Source organism: Desulforadius tongensis (assembly GCF_016907915.1).
Classification (GTDB): Bacteria; Bacillota; Desulfotomaculia; order Desulfotomaculales; family Desulfohalotomaculaceae; genus Desulforadius; species Desulforadius tongensis.
Genome location: NZ_JAFBCW010000004.1, coordinates 18,316 through 37,104, shown reverse-complemented (window position 1 = coordinate 37,104; position 18,789 = coordinate 18,316). Strand labels below are relative to the sequence as shown.

Sequence of the window (18,789 nt, the reverse complement as noted above, 5' to 3'; positions counted from 1 at the left end):
ATCTATTTCAAAGCCACGCACCAATACCTACAGCAGAAATTATGGCTGGTAACAGGTAAGATCCCCTCCCCCTATCAATACCGCTTTGACCAGTGAACCGGGTGCAATGGGCCCTGATCCAGCCGGTATATCCACTAAAGCGTTGCACCCAATCATAGATCTTAAAATACTGGACTTTTGCTTTCCTGTCTGCCTGGCTATCCATTTTCCATTTTCAAAAGCCACATGAACCCTTAAAAATCTTCTTTGAGGGCTCTTCTTAAAATATCCTTCCTGCAGTTCTACTTCCAAGTATTTAGTGTTTATATCTTTATAACCACTTAATTTATGAATTAGGGGTTTAACCAGCAATTCAAAACTTATAAATGCTGCCGCTGGATTTCCCGACAGGCCGATCAAAAATTTATTATTCTTAACGGCAGCAATAACCGGCGAACCAGGTTTAATAGCAACGCGGGAAAAAAGAATTTCCGCCCCAATTTTTTCTAAAGTTTTGTGTATAAAATCATAATCACCAACAGATACCCCACCCGTTGTCAAAATAATGTCACATTTGTCTATAGATTGTAAAACTGCAGATTCAATTGTTTTTATATCATCAGCTACATTTCCTTTAGTACAAACCTGCGCACCTAAGGTTTTAATCAGTGACGTAACGGTGTATAAATTACTATTATATATTTGACCAAATTTTAGTGTTTCACCTGGAAATTTTAATTCGCTGCCGGTACTAAATACAGCTACCTTAGGAGTTTTATAAACTTTAATATCAGTTAAACCTAATGCAGCCATTACTCCAATATGATAAGGGGTAATCAGCTCTCCTTCCGGGAAAATTAATTCTCCTTTATGCATATCTTCACCAACGGGAATTACATTATTATTCTCAATTAATTCATCGGTAATTAGAATTTCCCCATCTTTAAAATTTACATCTTCTTTTTTGATGACAACGTCAGCCTCTGGTGGAAGAGGAGCACCAGTCAATATTTTTACTCCATGCCCGCAGGCCAATTTAGATACTTTTCTGGTATCCCCCGCCGGAATTTCATCTATAATTTTAATTTTGACAGGAGATTGAGTTGTCGCCCCCCTTGTATCAGCAGCCCGCAAAGCAAACCCGTCTAAGGCCGATTTACGAAATGCGGGAACATTAATCGGAGCATATATTTTTTCAGCCAAAACCTTTCCCAAAGATTTTTCCACATAAACATTTTCTGTAAGTTTACATGTTGCTGTTTTCAGTAATTTTTCTCGGGCCTTTTCCAGTTCAATTGCTTTTGGCAGCATAGTTATACTCCTTTCCCAAAGCCGCAGTTGGGGTAATAACAGTGTTTACAACTTAAACAAAGCCCTCCATGGCCTAAATTCGCTATATGCTCTTTAGTAATTCTTTCTCCAATTAAAACCCGGGGTAAAATCAAATCAAAAACTGTTGTTTTTGCATACATTACACAGCCTGGCAGTCCCATTATAACAGTTTCCCCTAAATAACCGAAAAGAAACATGGCTCCCGGTAGTACAGGAGCACCATAGGATACAATATCTGTTCCTAATTTTCTAATAGCCGAAGGCGTAACATCATCTGGATCTACGGACATTCCTCCTGTAGTCAGAATAATCTGAGCTCCCTGCTTAATTAATTCTTCAATTGTTTTTTGGATTATTTCTCTAGAATCCGGTACTATTTTTTGACCAATTATTTCACAGCCGTAGGGCTTTAATTTCTTTCTTAGAACAGCCCCGAAAGCATCTTTAACTCTTCCATAGTAAACCTCATTACCCGTTATTACTATACCCACCTTATATTTTTGATAAGGTCTTACTTCTATTAGTACCTCTTTCTGGCATAATTCTTCTATATACTTAATGGGTTTCTCATCAATAACTAAAGGGATAATACGGGTTCCAGCCACCATTTCGCCGCTGTTTACAGGTTTATTATTGTGTAAAGAAGCAAACATGATATTTTCTATGGTATTTATTTTTTTTAATAAATCCTTGTTTACTTTTAAAACACCAGAATATTGAGCTTTTAAGTTCACCCTGCCTTCTTTAGGTTCTGTAAAAGTAATTCCTTTTTTTCCACCGGCTTTGGCCAATCTTAAAGCAGCTTCATTTTCGTGAATTTCACCCTGTTTCAGGTGCATGATATAGATATGTTCTTTACCTATTTTTAGCAGCTCTGGAATATCTTCCTTAGTTATAATGTGGCCTTTTTTAAAAGCTCTGCCTTTAAATTTTTCAGGAATAATTTTTGTAATATCATGACCTAAAACCATTCCCACAGCATCATTAACTTTTACTTTCTTCATATGCCATTCTTCCTTCCATAAGCTTCTTTGCTTGTTCAAAATCCTTTGGCGTATTTATATTTAAAAAATTGTTGTTAACATAATTTACATCTAAATAGCAGGTTTTAACCAGGTCATAGAGTTTAATAACTTTACTTTCTTTTTTTTCTAGTAAATATTTAATATATGGAGCACAATCTTTAGTATAAAGTGCTGCCAAAGGTTGATACTTATCATTTTCTTTAGGAACAACTACTTTATAATGACTTTGTTTTTCTAAAAGTTCATTGACTATTTTCAATGAAATAAAGGGCATATCACAGGAAACTACAAAATTAATCCTGCATTTTGAATGAATTAAGCCAGCATGGATTCCTGCCAACGGGCCTAAATCAGGATAAAAATCTTTAACAATCTTCACATTTAACAATAACGAATATTTTTTAATCTCATTGGTAACCAATATTATTTCGCTAAAACAAAATGCTTTTGCTTTGTTGACAATGATTTCTATTAATGTTTGTTTACCTAACTTCAAAAACGCTTTATCTCTACCCATGCGCCGGCTTTTACCACCAGCCAATATGATTATTCCGATGTCTTTGTTTTGGCTGTTAATTAATAAAGATTTGCCCTTTGGCATACAATCCTCCCAAACTTATGCCGCTTTTTGTCTAATTTAACTTTTAACTGCAAAAATCTTCTTCTAAAAGAATGAGAAGAAATTTTCAATTGTTAACTTTATCCAAAAGTTCCACAACCACCTGGTGATCCAGCTTAAGATAAGAGTTTAAAATCTTTGCCATGCCGCTGTAAAACTCTGTATCCGCATTTTTGATAATGTCCGCAGTTAACATCGGTACCCACTTTAACAAATGTTCTTCTAAAAAATATTTTTGGTCATTTAAAAGCGTTATTATTTTTGGGATCTCTCGGGTTTTAAATTTATCAGCAACCATTTTACTCAACTGGTACATAAAATCCAGCTCTAAACCAATGTGATCATCAGCTTCGTGCAAGTAATATTTGGGAATGAAATTATACCTCAAATAGATCCTTCTAACCTCAAGGGTCCTATCTTGAAACAAAAGCCGCTCCTCAGTTAAGTAAGCAGACTCCCACGGTGGAGCTGGTATTTTATACGGTCCTATAAACATTTTGGTATAATCCCAATGCAGTTTATCAAACTCTCTGGTATCTAAAATATCTATTTTTTTAAGCTGCCTGGTCGCTTCTGTTACTCCTTCAAGAAGGGTACTGCTTTCATCAATAAGCGGAAACGACTGAAGCACTTCATTTTCCAACAGTATCTTTAAAAAATGTTTGGATGGTTCCTCGATAAATGTTTGCTTCAATACGTTATAAACAAATACTCTTTCCTCTAGTAATTCTTCAACTTCTTCGCATTTAATCAGATCTTCAGCCGTTGACATTATTACAAGTCCTCCCTATCTTTAACATACTTTTTACAAAAATTTCGAACGGTTATCTTTGCCAATTTCTCCGCATCATAAACAGCTCCCCAGTTAAACAAACTGGGGAGTTGTTCTTTTTTAGACCAAGCCTATACCTGTTGCCACACCAACCGCATAAAACAGATAGCGTCCCATTACTTGTCCTGCAACCAATGCTGCTGCCGCCATGTAAAGGCAGCCCATATCCTGTTTCTTTCTTACCTGTGACAACAGCATTAAAATCATTCCTCCCAATACCAGCAGCCACCGGAGAAACATAATCGCCCCATAATCATCATGAATAAGTTTTACACTGGCTTGTGCAGCAGCATTTCCGGCCCCCAATCCTACCAGAAAATTCGGCAGCAGCGCTATTTGAAGCAGTACCACCACCACTAAAATAAGATTCATTCCCAATAATTTGTCACCCATTTCTTTCCTTGATGACATAACAAGTATTACTCCGCCCAAAACCAAAGCGGTAGCGTAAAAATCCACGAGGGTGTTCCAGCTTTCCCAAGCAGGTTTGATGCTGTTCATATAAACCATTGCCATACTGAACACCACCAAGCAGCCAGCAATGCCGTTTAGGTAAGTACAAAACTTTTTTAACCTTTCGTTTTTTAAGTTTGCCCGCTGCAAAAAAACAGAAACTGCTAACAAGGTTAAAAAAGTTCCGCTGAATAAGATTTCTCTGCTAAGCCAAGAATTACTAAGATTTGATAAAGAGTTAATTGCTTTAACAGGTGTTCCCAAGTGAAACAATGATACAATCATTGCCACAGCACTTAATCCTAAAGCTACTGGAGTGCTTAATCTGAAGTCCGCCCCGTTTTTCTTAGTTTCAAAGTACACAGTCCAGAGGCAGACCCCGGCTGCGGCTTGCATGGCTAAAGTAAAAATAATTAACGGCCATTCTCCCATTACTTGAACTAAACCCCCTTTTTCGCTATCGGCTTAGGATTAATTAAAATTGAAGGTTTGGTGATACCGGAATCAGGAAGCACCTTGATATTACTGGTGCCGCCGTATTTAGCCTTAAGTTCTTCAAGGTCGCCGAAGTGTAGAGCCCTCATCATGCAGGCATCCACACAGGCAGGATTTTTCCCTTTATCAATAAGATCTGCACACATATCGCACTTGCCGGACTTCCCTTCTTCTTCCAGATAATTAGGAGCACCGTAAGGACAGGACCAAACACAGTATTGACAGCCTATACATCTTTCCCTATTATGGGCTACAATACCATCCTTGCGTTTATAAAGAGCACCCGTCGGACAGTTTTTTACACACTTTGGTTCCGCACAGTGATTGCAGCTCATAGAAAGGTGATAAACCCAAGGTTTGGGGTATTTTCCGCCTTCAAAAGTCCTAACCTTTCGGAAAAGTACCTCAACTGGTAATTCGTTTTTGTCTTTACAAGCAACCTGGCAGGTTTTACAACCTATACAAATTGTCATGTCAAAATAAAAACCCTTTTGTCCCATGGTTTTTTACTCCTTTCTATAATACAACCCTTTGCGGCCACTTATAGTCAGGCTCTAAAGGTTTACCGGTCCATTTTTCTACCTGAACATTACATGAGTTCCAACCTGAAGTACCCTGTCCTGTAGGAATGCCGGCGGTTAAAATGTTATCGGCACCGGCTTTGTCAATTCCGTTTTCTTCGTCCATCTCCACCCAGGCACCATGGGGAATTACAACCACACCCGGTCTTACCCGCTCGGTAACATAAGCAGGACGCAAGGTTTTACCATGGCGACTCTTGACTAAAACAGTGTCACCATTTTTGATTCCCCGTTCAGCCGCATCCTGAGCGCTGAGGTAAACCGGACTCGGAAAGGCCTCCCGCAGCCAGGGAATGTTGGCAAAAACACTGTGGGCCCGGCCAATGTAGTGCGGATTAATAACCTGCAGCGGAAAATCACCTTTAACTTTGTTTTGCCAATCAGCAAAGGTATCTTCGTAACCCTCCGCGGCCGGGTTGTATGTGGGAATGGGATTAATCTTTGTCCATCCTTTGCTATTAACTAAATCGGCATAAGCCTGACAGTGAATTTCCAGTTTCCCGCTGGCAGTTTTAAGCGGGTTTTTATCCGGATTTTTTCGAAACTCTTTAAAAGCAATATAACCAAGGTTATCTCCCGGCTTTCTGCGAACCTGATATATACCCTTTTCTTTAAACTCCTTAAGAGAAATCCTACCCTGTTGAGGATTCCCTTCAACACCCCATTCAAGAATATCTGCATCGGTAATTGTCACTAGGTTTTCATAACCGGAGCCGTCTTCTTTAATAACCTTTGCACCAGCAAGCTGGTTAAATAGTTGTTGTTTTTCAGAGATGGGATAAATTGCCTCTGGTTTAAGCCCAAGGCGCTTGCCGATTTCCATGGCTATCCATTGATCGTGTTTCGCTTCGTAAAGGGGTTCAGTTACCCTGCTGTAGTAAATCAGAATTTCTCTGTTACCTACGAGCAGCCCACCTTCCCGCTCCCATGCCGTTGTTACGGGCAGTATTACATCAGCATACTTGGAATTAGTAGTTAAAAATTGAGAATGGGAAACCACAAACTCAACCTTGCGGGTAGCTTCTATTCCTTTGGTCATACCATCTACTGTTTGTAGGGCAGCACCACCACCGTGATAAATAAGCTGGATATTGATATCCCGAATATCTTTATATCCTGCCGTGTACTTACCAGTCAGTACTGCATTCCAAAGTTCGCTGTCGTTAATGCTGTCGGAAATCGGATTATTAATGCCTGGAACACCGCTGCTGCCGGCATTTATAAGGCGCGGACCACCGTTAGTTGTATTTATATGGACACCAACTCCGGTCATCCTGCCGGGCTCACCCATATGGCCGGTCATGGCACCAAAGGTCATAAACATCTGGGGCCAGGAGTCTGCATTGTGAACCCGAGCAGGAGCCCACCCCGTAATTAGTGCTGTCCTTTTAGTAGTTGCAATCTCTCTGGCCAGTCTACGAATGGTATTAGGATTTACCCCGCAGATTTCTGAAGCCCATTCAGGAGTTTTGGGTACACCATCATAGGTTCCTAAAACATAATCTTTAAAGTTTTCCTGCGGGTTTGCACCTGCAGGCATGTGTTCAGCATCAAATCCCACCGTGCAGCGGTTGAGAAAGTCCCAATCAATTAAAGGGTTTGTCGCCGGATCATCTTCGGTTATCAGCGTGTAGGCCATACCGAGAAGCATAGCATGGTCAGTGGCCGGGCGAATGGGAATCCATTCATCTCCTAATATTTCCGCTGTATCCGTGTAAACTGGATCCACGACAATGAACTTGGCGCCAGCTTTCTTGGCCTGCAGGTAATTATAAGTGGGTGTACCACAAGAACTCCAAGCAGGATTAGCCCCCCATAAAACAATAAGTTGAGAATTATTCAAATCAAAACGATCATTAATACTTTGGGTATAATAGCCTTCTGCCATGCCAAACGTGCCCGCATTATACCATGTTCCCCAGGATGTGGTACCCCAGTGAGTAACATAACCGCCGTACAACCCCAACGTACGGGCAATTTCTTTGCCCCCACCAAGGAGGATAGATCTGTTACCGTATTTTTCCTTAATTCTCTTAATCTCCCCGGCTACAATATCCAGTGCTTCGTCCCAAGAAATACGAACCCACTCGTCACGGCCCCGCAGTTCTTTTTTTCCCCCTCCGGGCCGCCAATTTTTTCGCTTCATAGGATACTTAATACGGTCAACAGCAAAAACCTGCTTGCGCTGGGAACGCCCCTTGGGACAACCTCTCTGTTGAGGAAACTCAAAACTGTCCGGGTGAGTATCGTCAGTTTTTTGTCTTACCACTATACCGTCTACCACCAGAGCTTTATTTAAACATCGGCCGCCGCAGTTATGCCAGCAGGCGGCAGTAATCCACTCCCCTTCTTTTTCCGCCAACTGTTTGGCTAACTCACCGGGTACTTCAATTAAACCGTTACTGCAGCCAGCCAAAGAAAGTCCCGCAGCAGCAACCGCACTGGTTTTCAGGAAAGTTCTCCTTTTTATTTTGTAGTTGAGTATCTTGTCAATCAGACCAGCCATACTATACCTCCTTCATAATAAGATATTGTTAAAAAATTTAGGTCTGATAATTGTTATCCAGCTGTTTTTTAATACTTATATTCATCCCCCCTTTTTTGTTCGGAAAAGTACAAACAGCCCTGTAAAAACTTAATACTATTGGGGCAATTTGAACATTTCCCGCTGGAGTGAAATTCTATTGGAAACGAAAATAAACCTTTGTATCTATTGCCAAAAAAACAGGTGCATATTTTGTGGTTTATAACTAATAAATTTAATAATTATTAAATGCTTGTTTATAGCAAAATAAAAAATAAAAATGCAAGGTTTAGCAGCCAATTCATGCAGGCCAGTTTTTAGAACAAGAAAGTAAAAACCACTTGTCAACATCCCCTAACCCCCTGTACACTTCCTGCATGCAAGCAAAAAGTGTATAGGGGGTTTAAAAGGAGATGCTACAAGTGGTTGAAATCAATTATATCGGGATTATTTTATGTTAGGATGCTTAAAACAATGCTTTTTATCCTGGTGATTCCGCAAAGCAGCATGGTGGTTTTCCCTGAATAGCTTTAAAAATTAGAGGCTTTCAGTAAAGCCCTAATTTTTAAAGCCATAAACAAATTACTCTGATTTTCCAATTTATTGAGATCTATTTTAAGTAACTCTTCAATTTTTTTTATTCTATAGCGAAGTGTATTAACATGAATAAATAATTTATCAGCAGTTTTTTTCCAATCTATGTTACTGTCAAATAAAGTTTCTAAAGTTATCAAAAGAGCACCATTATTATTTTTATCATATTCAATTATTTTCCCTAAAGTATCAAAGTAAAAGTCTTTTAATATATACATATCAAGTTTATATAACAACCTAAAAATGCCCAACTCTAGAAAATGGGTTACAAAATTTTGTTCTCCCAATATTCGTGATATTGCCACAGCAGTTTTAGCTTCCTGATAACTTTTATGAATCTCATTAATTAAAGAATAAGGTTGCCCAACACCAATGGAAAAAGTTAACCCGAATTTCTCATTTATATTTTTTTGTAATTGATAAATGTCGTCAGGAATTAATTTATTTCCCTCTACTTCGCCGGGATAAATTAAAATAATCATGCCATTTCTTATGCAAGTTATAACTTCATTTTTATAAATATAATTATCTATATATGAATTAACCATCTTTATATAAGTATCTTTACTATTTTTATCCGGTTCTATAATTACTACATAATAAGATTTTGTTAAATCCCACCCCCACATCTTCCCCTTTTCGGTTATCTCTTCAAAAGATCTAATATTATTAAATAACAAATCTTGAATAAATTCGTTCTTATATTTTTTTTCCACTTCTTCTACAGCTTTTAATTTATCAAAATAAAATCTTATAGCCAAACTAGCATCTTCAAGATAGTTAATCAGTTCTTCCGTTGCCTCTTTTTCAAAATTTAAAATTATTATATATGCCGTTGCAATTTCTTTTCCTATTTGATAATAAAATATGTTATTCTGCTTATTATAAAAATATTTATTCACAGTACCTTTGGGAACTGCCAAGCAATTATTAATTGATATATCCATTTCCTTTGCACTTTGAATAACTAAAATTCTTCCAACTTCATCAGAAATAGCAACGGGCTTACCCAATTTTTCTGTTAATTTCAATGCAATATATGGTAACCCCTTACCATCAAGCACACCTTCTAAAAGTTTATCTTTAAAATTCATGCTGTTCTGTCCCAATCCCCTTTTCTGTTATGCTTAAATCTTCCTCAGGCATAATTAACTCCAATGAAGGCCGGGTTACAATTGCTTCCAGCCCAAAAACCAAGCGCAGATGATTATTATCTATGAAAGGTTTTTTGATTACTTTCAAAGCACCCGTGACACAAGCATTAACACATCTAGGTTCCATATCCTGCTCCAAAAGATCTACACAAAAATTACATTTGCTAACCTTTCCAATAACGGAATTATATTTTGGTGCATCATATGGGCACGCTTTGACGCACTCCGTACACCCTTTACATCTACCAATATTATGAATAACTATACCATCTCTCCTCTTTACGTATAACCTTTCCGGGCATACTCTAAAACATTCCGGATTTTCACAATGATTACAGGCCAGGGAAAGGAAAAAGGGAAATTTTTTATCCTTAAACCTAGTTTCATTTCTGTAAACCTTGCGGTATCCGTAAAAAAAATCGTTTTTTTGGGCACACGCTACTTCACAGGAATGACAGCTTATACATTTTTTTATATCAAATGAAAATCCATAACCCATTTTCTAAACCCCTCGAATCTTAGTAATGTTAACAAAGGTATCATTATAAGCTATCCCTAGAAATTCGTTGGTGTTATCTCCCATATCATTTAATAAAGGAGTAGTAATTTTATTTATCGTAAAACCATCTGTTTGTTCGGCCAGAAAGCATACCAGCAGGTCATCGGGTATAGTTTCTGTGATTTCAACATTTAAAATAAGTTCGCCCTGCCTGTTATAAACTCTAATTCTATCTCCCTGGTTTATTAAGTGTTTTCTGGCCAGATTTTTACTAATTAAAACCCTTGATTTGCCTCCTAATTTTTGTAGGATATCGATATTGGCAAACTGGGAATTTGTAAAAAAATTGGAATGAACTGATAGCAGCCTATATGGATAGATATTTTCCGGCTTTCCCGCCGGCATATAACAGGGAATAAGGGGTAATCCCACTTGCTCCGCCCGTTCTGAAACTATTTCAAATTTATTGCTTGGAGTTAAAAATTTTTTATCTGACCATGCTATATTTTTTTTGTTTTTAAAAGTATAATAACCTCCCTGTTTGAATTGAGTAAAGTTGTGTACATTTTTTAACTCTTTTATTAACGGGTTGAAGTGCTTTTCTAGGAATTGCTCATCAGTTAAATCAGTTGGAAAACTCGGAGCTGTAGATGACAGCTTTCTTAAGCGTTTAGTAATCAGCATAGCAATTTCTAATTCAGACTTGCATTCACCTAAAGGATGAATAGCGCGCTGGTTATAACCAATATATTGATGCCAGTAACTGCTTACAATGTCCGGTTTTTCAAAAAAAGTAGCCGCTGGTAAAAATATATCTGAATAATTTGCTGTATTGGTTAAAAATAAATCTACCGTTATCACCAGATCCAATTCTTTAAAAAATTTACTAAGCCTATCAGTAGATGGATACCGGGCTAAAGGATTACTTGCAGTTATAAAAGCCATTTTAATTGGCGGACTATGCCGATCTAAAAAACTATGGGCACTGATGAACCTGTGCTGCTTTTTTTGAAAACCAGCGTATTCACTGTATAAAATATCATCTAACCTAAAAGAGTTTTGTAAATCTATATAATATACTCCGGCTCCACTGTTTCCTATATTGCCAGTTATAGCGGCAAGGGTATTAATAATTCTATAATTTTGACCTCCGTTGATACATCTTTGTGCTCCCAATCCCTGCCAAATTGAAGCAGGTTTTATAGCGGCATAGTTCTCGGCTAAATTCATTATATTTCTAACTTCTACCCCGGTAATTTTTGAGGCCCAATTTAAAGATATATTATTTTGAAGATAATTTTTAAATTCTTCCCACCCCTTGGTATAGGAGTTTACAAAATTTATATCATAAAGCTTTTTTTCCACAATGTGTTTAGCCATTCCTAACGCCAAAGCGCCGTCGGTACCAGGTTTTATTCGGACATACAAATCACAATTCACTGCAGTCGCTGTTTGAACAGGGTCAATTACTATTACCCTGGCCCCCTTTTGCCTGGCTTCATCGATAATCCGCATTTGGTGGCAGCATGTCCATGCCGGATTGCCACCCCAAATAATTATAAGGCGTGAATTAGCCATATCTTCCGGGGATGAATTGCAAGAAGCGCCGAAAGTATAATAATGTGCTCCCTTACCTGCTGAAGCACATAATTCAGTTCCCAACTTTGAACAAGGACCCAGTAAATCAAAAAATAATCCCAGTGATTTTTGTAAAACACCCAGATTTCCGGACTGATTGTCGAAAAATACAGGCAGCATTGTATTATATTTATCCTTTATTTCTAAAATTTTAACTGCTATCAAGTCTATGGCCTGTTCCCAGCTAATCCGCTCCCATCTAGATGTTCTCCTATTTTTGCGCATTGGGTAAAGTATTCGCTCAGGGTGATATACTTGTTTTAAAAAAGCATAACCTTTAGCACACAGCTTGCCCTTTGAAAAGGGGTGATTTACATCACCTTCTATACCCACAATTTTGTTATCTTTTGCCAAAGTTTTAATACCGCAGGCACAATAACAGTTATAAGTGCAGATATTTTGGAATATGTGTTCATCCTTATTCAAAAAAATGCCAATCACCCCCCTAGTATTAATAAACTTTAATTAACATTTCCTGCATTAAAGAAATTGAAAGCTGGTGTTATGAAAATACTGATAATTTTTTCTGGCTCAAGTATGATGAGTGCTATGGAGATTAAGATAGCATTAATTTTTATTTTTATCAATATTAATTAAGCAGCAGTTAAACTGACAATTATTAGAAAAAAATAAGTCTAGGTTATATTTTTGAAATTTGTTATTATATTAAACGTACTTAATTCAATAATTTATAAACTTTAGTATGGAGATGGAGAAATGAAAATTCAAAAAATTATGACGTTATTTGCCAATCTATCACCATTAAAAGTTAACAATACCCTTTGCAGCAGGGAAATTACTCCTAAATCCTCTTGTCAGAAATGTGTTGAAGTTTGTCCGACCCAGGGGCTTTCTTTTGAAAATGGGGTTTTGCAGCTGGAAGAATGTATTTACTGCGGCTTTTGTGTATCAGCATGTCCTAATCATGTTTTTAAACTAAACGAAGACCATTTAATTAATCAATGTTCCACAGAAAAAACATTAATAATTACCTGCCATCCTTTTCAAAAAAAATTGAAGCTAAAGGATAAAGAAAAAGATAAACTAGTAAGTATAAACTGTTTGTCTCAGCTGTATCCGGAATTAGTCATTAATTTACTTTTTAATTCAAAAGAAGTTGTAATATTTTTAAATCCAGCATTATGTAACAATTGCTTGAAATTTAAAGTTTCTAATTTGATGGCAGAATTAAATGCTTTTAATCTATTTACCAATGCTGTGCACCTGGTAGAAAACATTGTTGATTTACAGCCATACCTAGATAAAATCAAAGATCATTCTAATAGTGAAGAAATTCAAAATTACAATCGAAGGATGTTTCTTAAATCTATTTTCTCTAGTGCCCAAAAGATCCCCCGGCAGTTCTTCAGTTCGACAAACACAGACAATAATAAACCCAGGCCCGACAGGCCCAAAAACGAAAAAATGGTTAAAGTGAAAAGGAAATATTTATATGATATATTTAAAAATACCTTAGACTTAAAAGCAGTTGATTTATCAAAGTCGTTACCATATAAAAAACTACAAATTACAGAATGTAATTTTTGTGAAGTCTGTACCAAATTATGCCCCACCAGTGCTTTACAAGTCATAAAAAGTGAGAATAAAAAAAGTTTAGTTTTTATACCGCATTTGTGCACTGAATGTAATATTTGTCAGGATGTGTGTTTTTTTCAGGGTATAAAATGGTCTGAAAACCTTTCCATAAAGGACTTTATCCAAACAGAACCTTTAGTACTTATTTCTGCAAGTAAAAATAATTGTTTAAACTGCCAGCAGGAATTTTGGCAAATACCTGGCAAAAAAACAATTTGTACATTATGCGGCAAATAAAAATATACCGGAGGTATTTGATATGGAACTGCCTTCTTTAATACAACGATTTTTAGATTATAAATATAAAACAGAGCACCGGAGCAAAGCTACAATTAAAGAATATGCCATAGACCTTTCCTTGTTTTGCCGCTGGTTGGCCTTAGAAAAAGGTGTCGAAAAGCTTCCCTCTACTAATGACTTAGACATACACAAAGCGATAACAGCTATCCAGCCTAATGTTATTAATGATGAACATTTATTGTCAGTTACACCCCAAATTATTGAATCTTACTTTACAGATTTTATCAGCACCAGACCCCGCCAGAGTAAAGGGGATTCTTACCATGCCGATGCACGAAAACTGGCATCCTTGAAGTCATTTTACAATTATATAGTAAAAATCCTTAATCTTTTACCCCAAAACCCCGTTACCATCTCCCGCCGGGAGCCGCCCAGGCGGGAACTGGTATACCTAGATGTAGACAGTGCAAATAGACTTCTTAGAACCGTACTCGAAAGTGATTCGCCATATAAGATAAGAGATTATGCCATACTGTTAATGTTTTTACATACCGGTTTAAGGGTATCAGAATTGGCTGGAGTAAAAATAAGCGGCCTAATAGAATCTGCTGATGGAAATTTTTTAAGGGTTATCGGCAAGGGAAATAAAGAAAGGGAAATACCCTTGTCTGGGCCTTGTTACAAGGGAATTAAAAGATATTTGGAAGTACGCCCCCACGAACGGGTACATCCTAAAGATAAAGATATATTATTTATCTCACGCCTAAATAAACGATTTACAACCCGGGCGCTGGAAAATCTGGTACAAAAGTATGTTAAATTAGCCGGATTGTCAAACCGTATTACTCCACACAAGCTTCGCCATTCCTTTGCTACAATTCTCCGGGACAGCGGAGCGAAGCTGGAAGAATTGCAGGATCTGTTAGGTCATGATAACATTGCCACCACCAGAATATACACCCATGTAAACAGAAAACACATGGCCTCTGTGATCAGCAAAATTCCTATTGGCAGATAGAAACACCCCAAAAGATTAAAACTCTTTTGGGGTGTCTTTTATTTTGCTGTGCCGACAGATCGGCCGCGGAAGTTGGCCGCGTTTGAGCCATGGAAGGCGAATATGCCGGACAGGCGGCTGAATACCAATCCGTTTAGGCCTGCAATATAGTGATGTTATTGGTTTTATAGGCCTTGTTCGCGTTTATCGAATATACGTTTACTTTTCTTTTCACTGCGAGGCAGTTCTCCGTAAGGCACTGCCTCAATCTCAGCCAAGATACCTATTTTACTTTTAATTATACGCTGGCAGGTGGCAGTTACTTCCTGGAGATTATGCCCTTCCTCTATTTCAATGCGCACAGTTATTTTATCTTTTCCCTGCTCCCTGGTAAGCACCAGTTGATACTCGCCGCCGGCACCAGGAGTTTCCTTTAATACGTGATCTATCTGACCGGGGTAAACGTTTACCCCCTTGACCTTAACCATATCATCACTGCGTCCTAGAATTCTATCTATTAGAGGATATGGTAAATTACAAGAACACCGTTCGGTTTTTATCCTGGTAATATCATGGGTGCGATAGCGCAGCAGCGGCATACCTTCTTTGGTTAAAGTAGTGATAACTAATTCACCCTGTTCACCCGGCGGCAGCTGTTCACCAGTAATGGGATCGATTATTTCAAAAAGCAAGTGATCGCTCCAGTAATGCAAACCGTTATGTTCCGGACAATCAATGGCAATTCCCGGACCGTATATTTCAGTTAGTCCATAAATATCATAAGTTTTGATGCCCAAGTTTTTCTCTATTCTGGCTCGCATTTTATCTCCCCAGCGTTCCGAACCAAAAATCCCCAATCGCAGCACCAGTTTTTCTTTAATACCGCAGCGGCAGATTTCTTCTGACAGCAGCAGACCATAGGATGATGTACCTATCAGCACGGTGGATTGCAAATCTACCATCATTTCCAGCTGTTTTTCGGTATTACCAGGACCTGTAGGTACGGCCATGGAGCCAATTCTTTCCACTCCGGCCTGGAAACCGATACCTGCCGTCCACAGGCCATAACCGGGAGTTATCTGTACCCTGTCTCTGTTTGTAACTCCCACCACGGACATACACCTGGCCATCATCTCTGCCCAAATTTCCACATCTCTGCGTGTATAGGGTATGATTACCGGTTTACCGGTGGTGCCGGAAGAAGAGTGAATTCTAACCACCTGTTCCTCAGAAACAGCCATCATTCCCAGCGGGTAAGCTTCCCGCAGTTCAGATTTGGTGGTAAAGGGAATGCTGGCCAAATCTTTTATAGTGCGGATGTCCCCTGGTTTAATACCATGTTCATCCAATTTGCGGCGGTAATAGGGTGAATTTTCATAAACCCTTTTAATCATTGATCTTAAGCTTTTTTCCTGATGTAAAGTTATTTCAGTAAAATCAAAACTTTCCCTGACATTTTTAATTGTTACTGCCATGTATTACACCTCCATGGCTCGATAACCTAATTCAAAAGCCCGTTTATTAACATCTTTAAATTTAGACGGCACTGATTCCAGCACCACATTAAGCAAATCAGCACATGTATACGGTAATAAATTTAGTGCCGCCAATGCGCCTAACAGCACAATGTTGGTGGCTTTGACTGTGCCTGCCTGTGCTGCCAGAGCAGTGGCATCAAATAGGTGTAAATTATTTACATGATCTTGCAGGTAGCGAGTTAACTTATCCCGCTGGTAGCTGGATATACCTAAAGCCGCGGAAACTGGAATGACACATGACTTGTTGGCAATAACCACACCTTTTTTATTTAGCTTCGGCAGCCCGCGAATGGTTTCCGCCAGTTCAAATCCCAATAAAACATCTGCCTTTCCATCGGGAATAACAGCACCGTAAAGACATTCTCCCATGCGTACATGGCTCATCACCATGCCTTCCCTTTGAGCCATGCCGATGGCTTCGGAAGTGCGTACCTTATACCCGGCTTCTACTGCTGCTTGAGCCAGAATGCGCGATGCCAGCACGTTACCCTGCCCACCAACACCGGTAATAACTATATTTAAGTTCATGTTAACGCACCTCCCGAATAGCCCCGGTGGGACAAATCTGAGAGCATACACCACAACCGGTGCAAGTATTGGTAATTACAGGCAGACCATCCTGCTTAATTATGGCCGGGCAGCCCAATTCGTCAATACACATACCGCACCCAACGCAGGTTTCCAAATCTACCTGCCTAAGTGCCTGACGTTTTCTGGTTAGTGCTGCGCATTCCCGGCGCATAATTACCACAGCTGGCCCGTTGAAATCCAAAGCTTCCCCTGCCGCCTGTTTTGCTGTTTCAAGATCGTATGGATCCACCACCCGTACCATTTCAACTCCGCAGGCTTTAACTATTTTAGTAATATCTAAACCATTGGTGGGTTCCCCGGTGGCGGTCCACTCCAAACCCGGGTGCGGCTGATGACCGGTCATGGCAGTGCTCCGGTTATCCAGTATTACAACTGTAATGTTTGCTTTGTTATGTACGGCATTGACTAAACCAGCTATACCTGTATGGAAAAAGGTTGAATCACCTAAGAATGCTGCTATCTTTCGCTCTGGTTCTACCCGGTACAACCCGCTGGCTATGGTTATGCTGGCTCCCATGCACAGGCAGGTATCCATTGCATTTAGGGGCGGCATATTACCAAGCGTGTAGCAGCCAATGTCTCCGGTAAAAATGGCGTCATTACCAGCTGCCTGCTTAAAAGCATAGAAGGAGGCACGGTGGGGGCAGCCGGCACAAAGCACAGGTGTGCGCAGCGGCATCGGGGGTAATACTTCATTCTCCTGCTTTCGTGGTAGCTCTGTACCAATAAACTTGGCCAGGGCAGAGAGCACCTTATCTACATCCAATTCTCCTTCCCGTGGAATATACCCCCCTCTCTTGCCTGATAGTTTCAGAGGCAGACCATTGCTCCAGGTTAAATTAATCAATTGATCCTCTACCACCGGTTCCTGCTCCTCCACCACCAGCACCTGCCGGTGTCTCTGCAAGAATTTCAACGCCAGTTTCTCGGGCAGTGGATATGGTGTACCTATTTTTAAGACAGAAACCTCGACACCCAAAATTCCCAGGGCTTCCTTTACATAATTGTAAGCAACTCCGCAGGCTACTACCCCAACATCACCTTCTGCATATTCAGATGAGTTAAATGGCAGAGATTCAAGTATATTCCGGGCTGCTTCCTGCTGTTTATTCAGCCAGCGGTGGCGCTTAAATGCCAGGCTGGGAAAAATCACCCATCTCGAATCCTTTGCAAAACCAGGCGGTTCTGGGGTATTTTTTTGTTCACCCAGTTCCACATCCTGGCAGACATGACAGGTGCGGGTAGTAGGGCGCAGAATCACCGGCAATCCCAGCTCTTCTGAAATGTCAAAGGCTGCCACCGTCATGTCCTTTGCTTCCTGCGGTGCTGCCGGGTCCAGCACCGGCAGTTTGGCCAACTGGGCAAATTTCCTGGTATCTTGTTCATTTTGGGAACTGTGTGGGCCGGGGTCATCGGCCACCACCAGAACCAAACCACCCTTTACTCCGATATAGGCCAGAGTCATCAGCGGGTCTGCGGCCACATTCAAACCCACCTGTTTCATGGTTACCATAGCCCTGGCCCCGGCATATGCCGCGCCCGCGGCCACTTCTAAAGCCGCTTTTTCGTTAATTGACCATTCGGCATAAATTCCGTTTTCTTTGGCCATAGCGGCCAGAGCAGCAAAGACTTCAGACGATGGTGTCCCGGGGTAAGCGGTGGCAACCCGTACCCCCGCCTCTACGGCACCGTAAGCTATAGCTTCGTTACCCATCAACAATTTTTTCATAGCTTTTCCTCCGACAATATTAATAGAATTATTATGAAAAGGTGATATTGGTGGCATGGGTCTGCTTTCTACTCATGTTTTACGATAGAAAACAAAAAAACCAAGCTGCCACGCCTGGTTAAGTTTTACCTGCTGAATAATTAGATTAGTCTCACTTGTACTAGGCTCAGCTTAACTCATCTAAACTCATCTTTTCTCCATTCACTATGCAGTTTTTGAAACTTCTCACTTTTCTCAACTTATTCTTAACTAATTGATGTACATTATAGCATATATTCTTAAAAATGTCACATTAGTTTTTATAAAATCAAGCATTTGACTATTCAGTCAATTGTTCTAACAAGCAGCCCGTATAAAAACATAAAACAGGTTC

At 39.5% G+C, this 18,789-nt stretch carries 15 protein-coding genes; 2 read left to right on the top strand and 13 right to left on the bottom strand.

Features of this window, described 5'->3' with window-relative positions:
* Nucleotides 1-39: 39 nt before the first annotated feature.
* The 10 genes from JOC37_RS02375 to JOC37_RS02330 all read right to left on the bottom strand — a co-directional run bounded on the left by JOC37_RS02375 (nucleotide 40) and on the right by JOC37_RS02330 (nucleotide 12,166).
* Complete coding sequence (locus tag JOC37_RS02375; RefSeq protein WP_204615563.1) at nucleotides 40-1,290, bottom strand: molybdopterin molybdotransferase MoeA; 1,251 nt, start codon at nucleotides 1,288-1,290, stop codon at nucleotides 40-42.
* Nucleotides 1,291-1,292: 2 nt separating this feature from the next.
* Nucleotides 1,293-2,315 carry a molybdopterin-binding protein gene (locus JOC37_RS02370; RefSeq protein WP_204615561.1) on the bottom strand — a complete coding sequence of 341 codons (1,023 nt, stop codon included), beginning with the start codon at nucleotides 2,313-2,315 and terminating at the stop codon, nucleotides 1,293-1,295.
* On the bottom strand, nucleotides 2,296-2,937 hold the full coding sequence (gene mobA, locus JOC37_RS02365) for a molybdenum cofactor guanylyltransferase (RefSeq protein ID WP_204615559.1): 642 nt from the start codon (nucleotides 2,935-2,937) through the stop codon (nucleotides 2,296-2,298). The genes JOC37_RS02370 and mobA overlap by 20 nt, the downstream gene beginning before the upstream one ends.
* 85 nt (nucleotides 2,938-3,022) lie before the next feature.
* On the bottom strand, nucleotides 3,023-3,727 hold the full coding sequence (locus JOC37_RS02360; RefSeq protein WP_204615557.1) for a TorD/DmsD family molecular chaperone: 705 nt from the start codon (nucleotides 3,725-3,727) through the stop codon (nucleotides 3,023-3,025).
* A 120-nt stretch (nucleotides 3,728-3,847) separates the two neighbouring features.
* On the bottom strand, nucleotides 3,848-4,672 hold the full coding sequence (locus JOC37_RS02355; RefSeq protein WP_204615549.1) for a dimethyl sulfoxide reductase anchor subunit family protein: 825 nt from the start codon (nucleotides 4,670-4,672) through the stop codon (nucleotides 3,848-3,850).
* A gap of 8 nt (nucleotides 4,673-4,680) precedes the next feature.
* The gene (locus tag JOC37_RS02350; protein WP_204615542.1) at nucleotides 4,681-5,235 is read right to left on the bottom strand and encodes a DMSO/selenate family reductase complex B subunit; all 555 of its coding nucleotides are present in this window, start codon (nucleotides 5,233-5,235) and stop codon (nucleotides 4,681-4,683) included.
* Between the two features lie 16 nt (nucleotides 5,236-5,251).
* A complete protein-coding gene (locus JOC37_RS02345; protein WP_204615540.1) occupies nucleotides 5,252-7,822 on the bottom strand; it encodes a molybdopterin-dependent oxidoreductase in 2,571 nt (856 codons plus the stop codon).
* A gap of 548 nt (nucleotides 7,823-8,370) precedes the next feature.
* Complete coding sequence (locus tag JOC37_RS02340; protein ID WP_204615538.1) at nucleotides 8,371-9,528, bottom strand: PucR family transcriptional regulator; 1,158 nt, start codon at nucleotides 9,526-9,528, stop codon at nucleotides 8,371-8,373.
* Nucleotides 9,518-10,087 carry a 4Fe-4S dicluster domain-containing protein gene (locus JOC37_RS02335; protein WP_204615535.1) on the bottom strand — a complete coding sequence of 190 codons (570 nt, stop codon included), beginning with the start codon at nucleotides 10,085-10,087 and terminating at the stop codon, nucleotides 9,518-9,520. The genes JOC37_RS02340 and JOC37_RS02335 overlap by 11 nt, the downstream gene beginning before the upstream one ends.
* A gap of 3 nt (nucleotides 10,088-10,090) precedes the next feature.
* Nucleotides 10,091-12,166 carry a molybdopterin-containing oxidoreductase family protein gene (locus JOC37_RS02330; RefSeq protein WP_338017325.1) on the bottom strand — a complete coding sequence of 692 codons (2,076 nt, stop codon included), beginning with the start codon at nucleotides 12,164-12,166 and terminating at the stop codon, nucleotides 10,091-10,093.
* Between the two features lie 276 nt (nucleotides 12,167-12,442).
* Here JOC37_RS02330 and JOC37_RS02325 point away from each other — a divergent pair, with 276 nt between their 5' ends.
* The gene (locus JOC37_RS02325) at nucleotides 12,443-13,558 is read left to right on the top strand and encodes a 4Fe-4S binding protein (protein ID WP_204615531.1); all 1,116 of its coding nucleotides are present in this window, start codon (nucleotides 12,443-12,445) and stop codon (nucleotides 13,556-13,558) included.
* A 22-nt stretch (nucleotides 13,559-13,580) separates the two neighbouring features.
* Nucleotides 13,581-14,579, top strand: a complete 999-nt coding sequence (locus JOC37_RS02320) for a tyrosine-type recombinase/integrase (protein ID WP_204615529.1) — start codon at nucleotides 13,581-13,583, stop codon at nucleotides 14,577-14,579.
* Nucleotides 14,580-14,743: 164 nt separating this feature from the next.
* Here JOC37_RS02320 and JOC37_RS02315 read toward each other — a convergent pair whose 3' ends face one another.
* From JOC37_RS02315 to iorA, 3 genes are read right to left on the bottom strand one after another with little or no spacing between them, the layout of a single operon-like run.
* Nucleotides 14,744-16,033: a phenylacetate--CoA ligase family protein gene (locus JOC37_RS02315; protein ID WP_204615519.1), complete on the bottom strand. Its 1,290-nt coding sequence runs from the start codon at nucleotides 16,031-16,033 to the stop codon at nucleotides 14,744-14,746.
* A 3-nt stretch (nucleotides 16,034-16,036) separates the two neighbouring features.
* A complete protein-coding gene (locus JOC37_RS02310; RefSeq protein WP_204615517.1) occupies nucleotides 16,037-16,624 on the bottom strand; it encodes an indolepyruvate oxidoreductase subunit beta in 588 nt (195 codons plus the stop codon).
* Between the two features lies 1 nt (nucleotide 16,625).
* Nucleotides 16,626-18,416 (bottom strand): indolepyruvate ferredoxin oxidoreductase subunit alpha, encoded by a 1,791-nt coding sequence (iorA, locus tag JOC37_RS02305; protein ID WP_204615514.1) that lies wholly within the window; start codon nucleotides 18,414-18,416, stop codon nucleotides 16,626-16,628.
* Between the last annotated feature and the right edge of the window lie 373 nt (nucleotides 18,417-18,789).

Excerpts from the sequence above, each read along its gene's own strand:
- JOC37_RS02310 (WP_204615517.1), bottom strand. The coding sequence starts at position 16,624 with ATGAACTTAAATATAGTTATTACCGGTGTTGGTGGGCAGGGTAACGTG.
- JOC37_RS02345 (WP_204615540.1), bottom strand. The coding sequence starts at position 7,822 with ATGGCTGGTCTGATTGACAAGATACTCAACTACAAAATAAAAAGGAGA.
- JOC37_RS02340 (WP_204615538.1), bottom strand. The coding sequence starts at position 9,528 with ATGAATTTTAAAGATAAACTTTTAGAAGGTGTGCTTGATGGTAAGGGG.
- mobA (WP_204615559.1), bottom strand. The coding sequence starts at position 2,937 with ATGCCAAAGGGCAAATCTTTATTAATTAACAGCCAAAACAAAGACATC.
- JOC37_RS02335 (WP_204615535.1), bottom strand. The coding sequence starts at position 10,087 with ATGGGTTATGGATTTTCATTTGATATAAAAAAATGTATAAGCTGTCAT.
- JOC37_RS02360 (WP_204615557.1), bottom strand. The coding sequence starts at position 3,727 with ATGTCAACGGCTGAAGATCTGATTAAATGCGAAGAAGTTGAAGAATTA.
- JOC37_RS02375 (WP_204615563.1), bottom strand. The coding sequence starts at position 1,290 with ATGCTGCCAAAAGCAATTGAACTGGAAAAGGCCCGAGAAAAATTACTG.
- JOC37_RS02355 (WP_204615549.1), bottom strand. The coding sequence starts at position 4,672 with ATGGGAGAATGGCCGTTAATTATTTTTACTTTAGCCATGCAAGCCGCA.
- JOC37_RS02350 (WP_204615542.1), bottom strand. The coding sequence starts at position 5,235 with ATGGGACAAAAGGGTTTTTATTTTGACATGACAATTTGTATAGGTTGT.
- JOC37_RS02325 (WP_204615531.1), top strand. The coding sequence starts at position 12,443 with ATGAAAATTCAAAAAATTATGACGTTATTTGCCAATCTATCACCATTA.
- iorA (WP_204615514.1), bottom strand. The coding sequence starts at position 18,416 with ATGAAAAAATTGTTGATGGGTAACGAAGCTATAGCTTACGGTGCCGTA.
- JOC37_RS02315 (WP_204615519.1), bottom strand. The coding sequence starts at position 16,033 with ATGGCAGTAACAATTAAAAATGTCAGGGAAAGTTTTGATTTTACTGAA.
- JOC37_RS02370 (WP_204615561.1), bottom strand. The coding sequence starts at position 2,315 with ATGAAGAAAGTAAAAGTTAATGATGCTGTGGGAATGGTTTTAGGTCAT.
- JOC37_RS02320 (WP_204615529.1), top strand. The coding sequence starts at position 13,581 with ATGGAACTGCCTTCTTTAATACAACGATTTTTAGATTATAAATATAAA.